General features: G+C 34.6%; 10 protein-coding genes. 4 read left to right on the top strand and 6 right to left on the bottom strand.

The window, feature by feature from the left end; all coding sequences use genetic code 11:
• Window positions 1–51 precede the first annotated feature (51 nt).
• From GC097_RS07290 to GC097_RS07270, 5 genes are all read right to left on the bottom strand, one after another.
• A complete protein-coding gene (locus GC097_RS07290) occupies window positions 52–3,318 on the bottom strand; it encodes a DEAD/DEAH box helicase (protein WP_216625680.1) in 3,267 nt (1,088 codons plus the stop codon).
• Between the two features lie 536 nt (window positions 3,319–3,854).
• Entirely contained in the window at window positions 3,855–4,604 is a 750-nt protein-coding gene (locus GC097_RS07285) for an HNH endonuclease family protein (protein ID WP_171682652.1), read from the bottom strand.
• Window positions 4,588–5,760, bottom strand: a complete 1,173-nt coding sequence (locus GC097_RS07280; protein WP_171682651.1) for an AAA family ATPase — start codon at window positions 5,758–5,760, stop codon at window positions 4,588–4,590. Before GC097_RS07280 ends, GC097_RS07285 begins: the two co-directional genes overlap by 17 nt.
• 27 nt (window positions 5,761–5,787) lie before the next feature.
• On the bottom strand, window positions 5,788–7,761 hold the full coding sequence (locus GC097_RS07275) for a UvrD-helicase domain-containing protein (protein WP_171682650.1): 1,974 nt from the start codon (window positions 7,759–7,761) through the stop codon (window positions 5,788–5,790).
• A gap of 4 nt (window positions 7,762–7,765) precedes the next feature.
• Entirely contained in the window at window positions 7,766–9,613 is a 1,848-nt protein-coding gene (locus GC097_RS07270; protein ID WP_171682649.1) for an ATP-dependent nuclease, read from the bottom strand.
• 268 nt (window positions 9,614–9,881) lie between these two features.
• Here GC097_RS07270 and radC point away from each other — a divergent pair, with 268 nt between their 5' ends.
• The 4 genes from radC to GC097_RS07250 all read left to right on the top strand — a co-directional run bounded on the left by radC (window position 9,882) and on the right by GC097_RS07250 (window position 12,669).
• Window positions 9,882–10,490: a RadC family protein gene (gene radC / locus GC097_RS07265; protein WP_171682648.1), complete on the top strand. Its 609-nt coding sequence runs from the start codon at window positions 9,882–9,884 to the stop codon at window positions 10,488–10,490.
• Between the two features lie 400 nt (window positions 10,491–10,890).
• Window positions 10,891–11,244 carry a helix-turn-helix domain-containing protein gene (locus GC097_RS07260; protein WP_171682647.1) on the top strand — a complete coding sequence of 118 codons (354 nt, stop codon included), beginning with the start codon at window positions 10,891–10,893 and terminating at the stop codon, window positions 11,242–11,244.
• 96 nt (window positions 11,245–11,340) lie between these two features.
• Window positions 11,341–11,898 (top strand): hypothetical protein, encoded by a 558-nt coding sequence (locus tag GC097_RS07255; protein WP_171682646.1) that lies wholly within the window; start codon window positions 11,341–11,343, stop codon window positions 11,896–11,898.
• Window positions 11,899–12,177: 279 nt separating this feature from the next.
• Window positions 12,178–12,669 carry a lecithin retinol acyltransferase family protein gene (locus GC097_RS07250; protein ID WP_171682645.1) on the top strand — a complete coding sequence of 164 codons (492 nt, stop codon included), beginning with the start codon at window positions 12,178–12,180 and terminating at the stop codon, window positions 12,667–12,669.
• Window positions 12,670–12,815: 146 nt separating this feature from the next.
• On the opposite strand, the gene GC097_RS07245 is transcribed toward GC097_RS07250, so the two are convergent.
• Window positions 12,816–13,892: a hypothetical protein gene (locus tag GC097_RS07245; protein ID WP_171682644.1), complete on the bottom strand. Its 1,077-nt coding sequence runs from the start codon at window positions 13,890–13,892 to the stop codon at window positions 12,816–12,818.
• Window positions 13,893–14,011: the final 119 nt, after the last annotated feature.

Raw genomic sequence — 14,011 nt, 5'->3', positions numbered from 1 at the left:
ATCCAAGAGTATTATCCTCTAAAAAATTTATTATCAGTAGACTCTTAGTACTCATGGACTTGAGATAACTCTCAACTGAATCCCTGATGTTTCTTTAAGAAAATTCTCAGTAACCCCTAATAATTGTAGAATGTCATCTGATGGATTAGTTTTAGATAAACTTGGTTGAACTATATAAATCTTAAATTCCATTGGCATTTTTTTCTTAGCGAAACTAAATATTTTCTCAAGTTCATCCATTGTTCCCTTTTCAAGTCTTGAACATTGAACTCCTTTTCTCTTTTTAGGTTCTCGCCTAAGCAAATGAGAAATAAAATCTTTTGCGTCTTTGTGTTTCCAATGCCCCGATTTTTGAGCTTGCCCACATACCTCATAAAAATTACCTATGCTTTTGCTTGTTTTCCCTTCATTCGCAAATTTAAGGTGGTACATTTCTACGTAAATTACGTCCTCACGAACTTTGATCGTTATGATGTCTGCAATCTCTCCACTATAATCATCGTCATAAATGACATCATAATCTTCATTTTTCAATTGATTAATCATGTGATACTGTATAGAATTTGTTATTTTGGGTGTTACTCCTTGGGATTCTCTGCTTAAATCTATTCTAGACCAGTCAATATCAACAATATTTTCAGACGAAAATAAACCTATTCTTTTTTTCAATTTTATATAATCATTTCCTGTAAGTGAAGATCCATCTGCAAACCAAATTGTCGGGAGATACTCTTCAAAAAATTCAGTGGCACTTCGTCTTTGTGAACCGTATACTACTTGTACATTCTCCTTGCTAACTTGAAGAATGGAATAATCAGCATATTTTATTTCTGTATCCTTAATAGTATCTTCGAACAAATGAAGTTTAAAAATTATATTCCCATCCTCTGTATTCAAAGAAAATAACAAGTCACCGTTTAAAGATGGTTCGTGTAAATTAATCTCGCAACTTGATAGATTATACTCAGTACCGTTAACTATAAATGCATATTTTATTTCATTATGCTGTAACATATCCGCATCCAATTCAATCCAGATGGGATATATAACAGGCCTCTCTATGATTTTTTCAGGAACCAACGTTTCACTTAAGATAATATTTGGATCAAGTTCATTATTTACTAATTTTTCACCAATATTAGAGCACCATTCTTTAAATTCTAGCAAGTCTCCTTCCTTTTTTGTCCATATTCTCCCTTTATATGAACAGCCGATATTTGTCTTGGATCCATCTTCGTATCCAGCACCGACAACAAACACTTTCTGTCCATTTTGTTTTTCTGCTGCAGTAAGTGCTTCACCCACATCATTTCCAACACTCATTCTAAATCTAATATCTCTACCTAAAAAAAGTTTCAACCCTACATTTTGAAGTCTAATTCGGTTGATCCCATGTAATGCTTTAAATACATTCATATGATTAATTAGTTGGGATTCTTTTCCGATTACTGAGTTTGCCAATTCCTTATATAAGCTTCCGTTATCAGAACTATTAATAAACAACAGCTTATTTTTATCATCCCAATACATCACTATAGTGTCCCAATTTATGTTATAGATATCTTTATGGTTTACCCAATCAAGGTATTGGCTTTTTGCATATACAAAAATCGCAATATTTTCATTTTTATTAATATCAAAAAATTTGTATTCTAATTGATTGTACGCTGGGATTCCCTTGAAGAAGTTGTTAGGATTCCATGTGCTCTTGTAGCTCTTATAAACTACTGTGCTTAGTTTAGGTCGTATGTTTTGGAACGGTATCTTTGAGTTATTTAATTTTGTGAATCCATTCATTAACTCCCTATATTTAATCTCATTATCTATCTTCAAATGACTTATATCAGACAATATTCTATTCCAATCAGCGTCCCTTGCGTATAGTTCTTCGAGTTCCTCTGTGACATCCAAGTCAGCAATATTTGCAATAAATGAAGCCTTTCCAAGCTTCTCATCATATTTAGTTCTTGTAAAACGGCCAGTAAATTGAAGTGTCACTGGTAGACTTTTCCTTATATCATGAAAAGCTGCTATTTTAAGTTCAGGCAGATCAAATCCTTCACCCAGCATGTCTACACATACAATAATTTTGTGTTTCTTTTCAATAATGGATTGATAAATATTTTTTTTGTTTGGAATGTTAGAGTAGATAAGGGTTGGATTGTACTTTGCATATTTTTTGTATATCTCAAAAACAGACTTGGCTTTTTCCTTTGTTGCACATCTAGCCATCAATATATGCGGAAGTCCCCTTTCATGATCTTCCTCTAATCTTTGAACTGCTGTTTCTGCAATAGTCAAGTCAGCTCTCGAAGGATCATAGTCTCTTATAGGGATAAATTCAATTTCCTTAAAATACCCGTCTTCCTGAGCTTTCACTAAAGGAAAATTAAAAATGATCTTTCCATCTAGCCTTTTTCCGTCATTTCTAAATGGAGTAGCAGTGAACAAAACTACCTTTTCATTGCTAAAACTCAATCTAAATTTTTCCCAAGATTGTGCCTTAACATGGTGGGCTTCATCAATAAAAACATGGGAAACAAGTTTAGAAATTTCTTCTTGATAATGTTTAGGACTATCAGCTAATAAAGTCATAGTAGATACGATTACATTGCAATTTTCAAAAAAATGATTTAGATTTTCAATGGATTGGAATTGCTCTTTAATAACTCCAACAATTGGGAATAACGCAACTTCTCCAACTACCCCAAATTGTTTCAATAGACCCAAAGTTGAGAATTTATCTGATATTTGTTCGCGCAATGAATCACTTGGAACGGTAATAAGCAATTTATTGCACTTATTTGCGATTAATGTCGAAAGCATAGTTTCTGTTTTTCCCGTTCCTGTAGGCATCACAACTGTAGCTATATCTAAGGGTAGTTGAAAATGTCCCATAATCATGTGTAAAGCACCTAACTGCGGCCTTCTTAGACCAACAACATTTTTATTTATATCTTCTATTTTGTAATTAAATTGATCATTCCATGATTCGATAATTTCATCCGTCTCAAAAACGTCTTTATCTCGTGGATGCTTTAACCATTTCTCCAATCTCAGCGAACCATCTTCTAAATTTGTCTCAGAAGGTACCTTGTTTGAAAGAATTACATACTCATGTTCAACTGGTATGGCTGTCGACTTATTTGTGACATAATACTGCACTTTTGAGCCTTCAAGAATAACCATATCTATGCCGATAGACAATATATTTAATTGCTCTTTTTTTTGTGAAATAAGAATTTGTTTAATAATATTCTTATTGTTACTCTCTTTGAAAATAACTTGTTCTAAAGCAGGCAAGGTAAGCTCTATCATACATCACACTCTCCTTGAGATAGACTATATTATTTGAATAATGACAAATAGAGCCATGCATATCATTAGCTTTTACTATATTTTCATTATTATTTCGACACTTTCCGTCATTTTCCTTTTTTTGAACTATATAGATGAGTCGGCAAACCTATTGCAATTCGTTAGATCAATACAGTGACACTATATTATATCCCAGAAGGCTAGCCATGTTAGGTAGTCCTCTTGACCAATATGCAAAAAGTCGAACACATTCAAATGTGTTCGACTTTCTTTTTCTGACAACGCTTGTAAACTTCGACATTAAGAGAGATACCTGATGCTGTATTATGGAATACTTATTGGACCATTATCCCCATCCATCTGATCTAATCGACGCTAGCGACCAGGAGTTAAGAAAAAACCATTAAGAGAACTTGCACAGTCAAAGCTCAACAAACTATTGCTGTTGTCTAAAAAAGTAATCATAGCTCCACTCATCGCCTCATAAATAACGTGAATACAGTTCTCTATCATTCATAGTGAGAGAGCGAAACTTACTAATAGAGACTTGTATTGATGACTTCAGATTCAATCATTTGCAACTCTGCATCCCATAAATTTAAAGAAATAAGGATATCCTTAAATTCTATATAATCAATATCATGTATTATAGCAGTTGCTACGATGGCACTAAATTGAGAATTAGGATGTGCTTCTTTAAGTAAACTTTTAAGACCATTTACAATTATATTCTTTCTTTGTGTCGAACAGTTCACACCATCCTTATATTCCCTAGCTTTACCAATGATAAGTTCAAGAGTTTCTTTTGCTTTATTTGCAATATCGAATCGAGGTTTAACCAAATGGTCGGTATCGTTCAAGTAAATCACGTCAATTGTTGTTCTCCCTAGTTGACTATTACTTCTACTCTTATAACGATAGTTATCAAGTATAAGATGATCTCTTGGATCAGTCAAAGTAACATCAATAATAGGATCGAGTACAGTATCATGAATTCCTTTGTTAGTGTTACATCGCACACAACAAGGCAAAAGATTACTCCATTCTACTACTTCATTGGGGTAACCATCTTTGTGATGAAAATGCTCAACATGCATGTATTTTCCTTCTTCACCTAATTTACATTCACAAAAACAACACTTACCATTTGACATTTTAAACAAAGTGTTTTTTATATATGGGACTGCCCATACACTTTTCTTTTCTTTAATAAACTTCTGAGTCAGTTCTCTTTTCTTTTTAGCAGTAAGTTCAGGAGGACGAGCAATCCTATTTAATTTTATCATTGTTAAATCCTCCAAGTGAGGCCATTTGTAATCTTAATAATTTCAAGGAAGAATTATTGGGGTTTAACATACTTTCTAACTTTCTATACGAGTATGCCGCTGCATTAGCATTTTCATCATCCATAGCCCTGTCAAATTCCCTTATAGCAATTTTATATTCGTCTGATCTTGTTTCCTGTAATCCCATTACATCTGTAAGTATTTCTTCAATTGTCCAACCCTGGTATCCGTATTCGCTACTATCAGGCAAATCACGAATAAACACTTGGTCTTTTCCATCAATACCAAGTGAGATTATTTCTCTAGGCTTGGCAGCTTGAATAATATGCGGACTATGAGTAGTCGTTATAATTTGAGCATTAGGTATTAACCAACGAATAATTTGCATAAGTTTTTTTTGCCATTCGGGATGAAGATATAAATCTATCTCATCGATTAGGAGAATCCCTTCAAAATTATGAACACTCACACCAAATCTATCCAAAGATTCGATTTTTTTCACTAAGCTAAGGAGTATCAAAAGCACAGATTGATACCCTGATGACATCTGATCAATTTTGATAATTCCGTTAGTTGTTGCTACATACAATTCAACATAACGGTCATTATGTAAACTATAACTATTCCTAATAGATTTTCTTTCGTCTATGTACTCCTCCATTTTATAAAACGATACAGTTCGGTCAATCATACTAAAACAATCTTTTACTAAAGAAAAATTATTTTCTTTAGAATAATTCAAATCTGAGAGATAATAATTTTTGTACAGCCAGTGTTTCAATGGATTGACACCATAATATTGTGTGCTCATGTTTCGATTATTTACTGAAAAACTAATTATATAGTTAGAATTTATTAACTTATCCCCCTTAATACTACGGGAGTGATTTATTTCATCTTCTTTATGAATATAGTGGACTCTGCTGTCTAGAGCATCATTTCTGTAAAATTTTGTTTCCCAGAACCCATGGCTTTCTTTTGCATTTACATTTAATAAACCTAATTTTTTTCTGTTAAAAGAAGCTAGTACACAGTTTAATACTGTGGTTTTCCCTACTCCATTTTGTCCACATATTATATTAAAACCATCGTTAAAATTAATCTCAATTCTTTCAAGGTTGTTTATGTTTTCTATGTATAGTTTTTTTATTTTCAACAAAGTAAGTGCTCCTATATCCATTTTTTAATTTAGTACATCTAAATGATGAACCCAGCCTAACCTTTTAAGTTGAGTCTCGTGCTCTAAATACACTTCTTCATTCAGTACAATGCAAAGCAAATCAGTTGGCCTAGTCATAGCAACATACGCAACTCGTATGTGCTTTTCTACGTGTTCTTCAATGCTTGAATTTTGTTCCCCAATCAAATAATTAATGATGCTTTCATTTGTTTTAGAAAAATAAAAAGTTTCCAAATATAAGGTGGCAGTATGTGTTTGACCTTTAACTCCGTGAACACTTTCTATTTCCACACTTAAATTTTCATATGTGTATGTGTTCTCATTCGCCTCTTTAACTGCTACTGTCGGATAGATAGCAGTCCCATTTATAAATTCATCTTTTAAAAAATCAACTTTATAACTGAACAAACGATTCATTATGATAGCAATAATATGCTGGAAACTTGCTGTTACAGATTTCTCTTTTTCTATTTTTAATATTATCCTTGCAAAGTATCTATGAGTTGTCTTATATAACCTCTCATCCATTTCACGTAAATGCTTTAAAAAAGATACATTTGAAAAATATCTGCCTTCGGTAGTCTTAATATCGTTAATTCGTAAAAACTTCAATATTGCTAAGATGAATCGATTGTAGTATGCCTTTATACCTTCTTTCTCAATTACTTCACTATCAAGCTTCACTAAGTAACTCCGAAGTCCGGAGAAATCATTATTAACTTTTTTTCTGACTCCGTACTTTTCAAATTCAGGAAAGTAGCTTGTAATTGATAAACCTTCATTTCTCGCTTTCACCATTCCAACAGCTTTGAATATTGCACTATCCTGCTCATTCAATTGACACTTAATAATTAGCTTTGCAAAAGTCTCAAGCACACGTGACACATCATTATCTTTATATGTAATAATGACAGGTGAATATAAGTTATTTTTTTGAGATTCTCTACCTTGCATCCCATAAGGTTGTAGAGCAACAACATCTGCCACCTTTGCTATACTTTTACTCATTCTGTTACTATTTATAATGAACAGAGGTTCCTTTGGTTGCCAAGCACATCCCTTATCCTCAGATTCATAAATTGTTTGCTGCGGGTCACCAAAACATTGAAAGATTACTTTCTGTTCATCAAAAACTTTATTTAATATTCGCATCTGAAGATCGCTAGTATCTTGCATTTCGTCCACAAAAACAAACGAAAAGCGCTCTGAAAAAATGCTTTGCAGTTCCTTTTCAAATTCATTTACATATCTCAGTGCAAGTCCTTGGAGTTCATTGTAAGAGCATACTCCGTCATTTAGAAGTTCATCAATCAACTTTATGTATTCTTTATAAGAATCTGTGTCAGGATTTTTTAAAACAGTGGTCTTTTTATTAAAAGCCACTTTTTTTATGGCGCTATCGCTATAATCAAATTCTAAAGAGCGAAGCATTTCTTCTTTTGCTTTTCCTATTGTGATATTAACCCTTGATTCTTTTATCTCGTCATCTAATCTTCCATAGAGAAATTTATCTAGTTTACTTCCTGAAAATGGAGGATATAAGGTTTTATATTTTCTTACTAATCGTAACTTATAATCTTCTGTTTCAAATACCCTAGATATCCTTGAAGAATAATATTTAACAAATGCTGGACTGGCTATAAACTTGCTGATAAATGAATGCAACGTTCCAACAAAATTGGGGTAAGAGAGAAGTTTATTGGCTTTATCGCCTAACCGATCTTTTATTTCATCAATTGCAACGTTAGTATGAGTAAGAATGCATATACCTTTATTTTTTTTCAAAGGTATATGCCGTGATAGTATTATTAGTTTAGCGAGCAAAACTGTGGTTTTTCCGCTACCAGGGCATGCGACTATATCTCTACTCTTCATGCATTTGATAGCGTCAATTCTTGGCAAATCAAAGCCCCTCGGTATGTTCAGAACACTCGCTGCGTATTTAATGTCCTCATCAGTTACACTTAGCTCATACATTCCCTTAGACTCCTGTCACATAATCTATAGCATCAACTAAATACTTTAGGTAAGTGTCACTTCTAATAACTTGTACGTCCTGAATTGTGAAACTACGTTCTTTCAAGATTTCAGAAAAACATTGAGCTACCACAGCTTTTGAAATATATTTTTTCAGAACTACATCTCTCACTATATTTGAAGCTAATGTAAAAGAGTCGTAGGTATTCCAATCATTTATCTTTTTTTCAGCTTCCGTTAAATAATCACTGATTTTTTTGATTTCTTTTGCTTCTTTTTCATCTGTTAAAGCTTTATCCTGATTGATATAATCTTTTGCCATTAAAATTGCGGCAAATAATTCTCTTTTTAAACAACTACAAGCCACATCAAATTCAAGAGTCCACTCATGAGAAATAAAGGCTTTAACATTATCATCACTATACTTAAGTTTTTTATCAAATCTTGTTACTTGTGGATGTCTATCAGGAAGCATAGTAATTGTATCAGTCTCTTTATCGACCTTGGATACCTTCTCGTCACAATCGGAAATAATTGCAACTGGTAGTAGCATTTTAGGTTCAGAATGTCTCACAAATATTTTTGAATATCTCAGCATTGCAGTACTTCCTACATTGACAATTGAAACCCCGTTTTTAGCGAAGGATCTCCCAAGTTTATCGGCCAGAGTAGGCAGTAATAGGTTCTCCGCGTCTCCTTCGACGATAATAATCCCCTTTGCAAAGAATAAATTTGCTTTGGTGGAATCTAAAAATCTTTCTAGAAATCTATAGTCGCCACTATGTAGTTTAGTATTGCCTTCCGCTAGAGAAAAGGCCTTGCCTTCAGCAAAAACTATCAAGTTATTCAATTTTATAATCGAAGCTAATGTAACGCTGTGTGTCGTTAAAAGTATCTGCATTGGAGACTTACTGTTCTCACTTAGTTCTTGTAAGTAATCTATGACTCTTATCTGGGCTTGAGGGTGTAAATGAGCCTCTATTTCTTCAATTAGTGCGAGATTAATACCTTCAGTTTTTTCAATTTGTAAAAGAAGTAACTCCGCTGCAATGTATAATTGATTAAGAGAACCCAAACCTGATTTCGTAGTGACAAGTAAAAGATCAATTTTTTCTAAAATCATTTTAAGGTTAACCGCAGCTAATTCAATGTTTGAACGTAACAGGTTTTTATTATCAGAAAATTTGGAAAGATAAGTATTGATTGATCTTAAGATTGTTTTTTCATCACTAGTAAATTCGTCGTAATCGAAGTATTCCTTTATTTTTTGATTTGCATCTTTAATAATTTCAACTAATCTGTGCTCATCCCCCACAGAGAATTCTGGATGCGAATTTAAAATTTGAGACAATCGTGAATTCCGTCTAGCGGCAAGTTCATTTTCCGCATCTCTTAGAGGCTTAAGGTAAATTGTTCTAAGTAGATCGCGTGCTTTACTATGTAGAATCTGTCCTTCACTATCACTTCCTGCATGGACATCTTCAATTAATATCTTTCCTTTAGCATCTTTTTTCGCACCTAAAAACACACGAAGACTGTATTCTTTATCAGAATCAATTGAAATCCATTCTAAGAAATCTTTGGCCTGATTTATAGTAAACCCTTTAAAAACACATTCAATTTTCAATTCGTTTGAAGTATCATGAAAATCTTCTTTTTCAAGTCTGGAATATTCTCTACTTTGAGTTAACAATACAAATTTAATTGCATCTACTACCGTGGTTTTTCCAGCATCATTTTCACCAATAAGTACATTAAGACCTTTATTCAAGACGAGAACCAATCCAGGTTCACCGGCGCTTCCTTGACCAAACTTCCTAAAGTTTGTAATTCTTACTTCTGAAAGATACATATATGAACGCCCCTCAGTAGAAAACTTCATTTAAACTATTAGTTACACTTCGACATTTTCCGGCATTTTCCTTTTTTAGAACTATAACGATGAGTCGTTAATCCTATTGAAAGAAAGTAATATTAAACAAATGAAATCTATATTATATCCCTGATACCTAGGCATGATAGGTAGTCCTCGCGAGAGGCTCACATGTAATTGCCGGACACCTTCAATACGTGTCCGGCTCTTTGTTTTTCCAATCTTAAAAAAACAGGAGGAATACATTATGAACGATTATCACAATGAAGAATTGAAACGGCTGATATCAGAATCACTAAGGGAACGTCCAGACAGCTATCTTATTCAGCAATTATTTGAGCGTTTCCCGACTAAGGCAGAGTTGATGGACGTTTCAGAGCAACAGTTACTCAGCATAAAGGGGATAGGAGAGAGCAAAATGAGACAGATCACTTCTCTGTTGAAGTTAGCAACTACACTTACAATTCCAACACAAGATAACCCTATCATTCGCAGTCCTAAAGATGCGTTTGAACTTCTGGAGCCTGATTTCAGATATTTGAACAAAGAGCATTTCACATGTTTGTTTCTTAATACAAAGAATCGTGTAATCTTCAAGGAGATCATTTCTATTGGCAGTCTTAATGCTGCTATAGTGCACCCACGCGAGGTATTTCAAGCCGCGCTTAAAAGATGTAGCGCCTCGATTGTGTGTTCACACAACCATCCGAGCGGTGATTCTACTCCGTCTCCCGAAGACATCGAATTAACAAGAAGGCTCGTGAGTGTTGGTGAGATCGTTGGCATAGAAGTGCTTGATCATATCATTATTGGGGGAAGCAACTATGTTAGTCTAAAGGAACAAGGATTGATGTGATCGCACGTATCTTTCATCTTGAATATCTCCAAAAAAAGGTTATGCTAGCAGCAGTAATAGTTACTCAATTCATAATAACTAGCAGACTCGCAGCATTCATAGCGAACTGCACAGCCGCAAAGACTTTGATCTTTGAATTAGCAGTCAATAATATCAAACATTTTGACGCAGACACAGACAATAGTACAGATTCGTGAGATGAAGTTTTCTTTCTCATGCTTTCTGACTGTTGCCTTGTAGGAGGCGTCTTTTTTGTTGTCAAAAAAGGGGGAATCGTACATCTAGCCATCAATTCAAACAAGATAATCACTAGAGCTTATTTATAAGCACTGTTTTAATGGACATATCATATTGAGGCTTACAAAAGGAAAGTCTATCCTTTTTATTGAGGTGAGAAAACTTGAGTACAATACAAAATATTGGCGAAAAAATAAGAATTCTGCGGCTCCAAAAAGGGTTGAGTCAAGAACAATTGGCACTCCATGCCGGACTCAATACGTCTTATTTAGGCCAAGTTGAGCGCGGCGAGAAAAATCCGACGATTAAAACGTTAGATAAGATCGCATGTGGGCTTGATACTTCAATTGAAAACCTGATCGCTGGTTCCGAACAGAGAAATGGTACTTCAAAGGACAAGAATGCAGTACTGACAGTATTAACGTCCGACGATCTCAGACAGCTTATCATTGATACGATCAAGAATAACGTACCTGATACTCACTCTGGCTTGTCCAAATGCAATGATGACAAATAGAAACTACGTGAAAGGAGGCGCGCGCATCTAAAAATGTGCATAACTTTAAAGTTGAAGTAGTAACAATCCATTATTTTTGATAGAGGAGCTGTTTATATGCAACTTGAAACTAATGAAATCAATGTAACCACAAGCGAATCTACCCCATTAACTATTCAGCTTGAGAACCCCATGAAAGCATTCAAAAAACTGTATCTTATTCTAATTTTGCTAGGAGCGATTGCTTTTGCCGCTATGGGAGGTGCAGTAGGATGCTTGTTCGGTATTGTTATTGGATGGGCGGCAGCTTACCTTTCAATGCAATTTATTGCTGGAGTAAAATTATTTAAACTGAATTATAAGGATCATCAACTAATGAACCCAATTACGGATGAGCAGCTATATCAAAATCTCTCAACCTCTTTTTCTCACCCTGATATCAAAGTAGAAAAAGGCACGTTTGGAGTACGCTTCGTTTATAAGAGTACAACGGCGCACAGAATCAGAATCGATCATAAGAACAAGAAATATTCTATCGTTTCTAAATTGACAGCAAAAAAGCGTATCTTCAACAGACACAATCCTGGAGTCACGGAATACACAAATGCCTACGCTGTTATGCCTATTCTACTGAAAGCAGTTGAAGAAGCGTCTAATGCTGTAGCCAAATCTTGAGACGCTTATATAGTTGAGAACAGAAGGTGATTACGATTATTGGAATATATGTAATGCTAACCATACCGTTTGGTTGGGCACTGATAAGCAGATTGCAACGCAATGTTACTGTGTTTACAACAATCTCAAACTACATCGTCTATAAAATTATAATATCCACGTTTATCGGATGGGCAGTTGCTCCATTTTACTTAATCTTTTTCGTCTTCAAGATGATACGTTGGATGATAAGAACGGGTAAATCGAACAAAGCATGATAACTTGAAGGGAGAAGACTGTATGAGTGAATGGCTGATATCTATCGTAGAATCTTTCAGGAACCATACTATGGCAAGAGAAAATCTTGAGCCTTCATACGACTCCATTATTTATACGGAGTTAGGATTCGGAACAATGGAGCATTCCGGTATTTATATGTCAGATGGTGAAGTCATTGATTTAAGCGGCGATGGTCGTATTCGGCGAGTGAGCTTAAAAGAATTTACAGGACACATTACGACATTTAACCACGAAATCTATGTTCCTTGCTATCCTGATTGGGATGGCACAATAAGTACGTCTATGGCTGGCTATCGAGCAAGTGAAAAGGTTGGAGAAAGCCGGAATTATAAGCTTGTCATGGATAATTGTCACCAGTTCTGTGCTGGCTGCGTCACAGGTGATTTTGAGAATGCGAGCAATTTCCTGTGGATGCTCAAAGGTGTGGTGCAGCAAGAGCATGGAGAAAAGGTGCTATGGAAAAAGTGGGATTGGAAAACAGAATACAATTAATCAATTCATTAACGAAACATTCGATTAACAAATTTAAACGGCACTTAATGGACTGATTAAGTGCCGCTTTTCTTTAGCTTTCCACCGCTTCGCTGCTAGCCAGCTAAATGAAGAATAAGCAAACCAACAGTAAGGTAACCAACCATTTACTGAGGCATAAATTCTTTCATTATTTCATGTACTAGATTCGGAAGATGTCGAATCCCCCAATGTGCAGGAATCGTGACGGGATTTATGCCCTCTTTATTCAACCGAGCAAGAACTTTATCGAAATCTTCTCCGTTGTAGTAAGGTCTTGCTTTCCATATGCCTCTTTTTTCGTTTACAAGATCCAGCACTTCTAGCATGTCCATCTTTGTTTTTTCGCTCAGCTTGTTGTTGTCCAGAATCTTGCTCCTTGCTTCTGCAAGCGTATAATAATCCCCAAGTCCGACAACTTTTTTATAGTAAAACAATATTGTATTCTTGCACATTTCTTCATCAGAAAAGTTGGTAAGGGACTTATTTAACCAGCCTTGAGAATACTTCATGTAGTTCGTTTTATCCTTCTTGCACTGTACTTCTATACGAATGATATTCCTAGCCTGCTCAATGTGCTCATAATCGGGATTTCGTCTTTTTAATTGAGAGTATTTGTCATAAATAAAGAACACTACTGATTTACTCTCAAGACGAAACGCATCATCGTATGGTCGTAATCGTCTACTTGTTGCATCATACTCCATGCCAAGCTCGTATTTATTCGGTTTGTTAGCACGTTTGAGCAGTTCAAGATACCAATCTTTGTGCTCGGTATACAAATTGACACATGGATCAAACCGTCTAACTTGATAAGCATCCAATATATCAAAATTAAATTTCAAATATTTATTCTTTCTCTTGCTTGTGAAAGCTTTTTTTATCGGTTCAAAGATTTTTTTGAATAATCGATTTATGAGCGTATAGTCGTCAGTTTTCGTAATTTTTATTAACTCTCTTACTTCGATGAGACGCTTTGGATTAAATACAATATAAACCATATCTTTATGAAACTCTTCGCTTCTCTTCTTTAACGTGATTCTAATCCCTAAATCATCTAATAACGTACAACGAATGGCTCCACTTTTGGTGTCATAAATGGATGCTGATTCTAGTTTTGAAGTTACTTTATCCAGCGCATTAAAAAAAGCCCAAAAGGGCGTTGAATCAAGTTGCATAGACAATTCAACCGTATGGTATGACATAAGATTACTCCTCCGTTCACTTATGATGGCTTTGGTTGTCGCATTTTTGTAAATTGCATATGAGGGGATATCACTCTAATTCCCCTGCTATATAAAGATAAAAATCAATAGTATAAAAA

The sequence above is a fragment of the Paenibacillus planticolens genome, from assembly GCF_013141725.1.
In the GTDB taxonomy this organism is placed as follows: Bacteria; Bacillota; Bacilli; order Paenibacillales; family NBRC-103111; genus Paenibacillus_E; species Paenibacillus_E planticolens.
The sequence above is the reverse complement of the archived record's forward strand: the minus strand, read 5'-3'. Positions and strand labels throughout refer to the sequence as shown.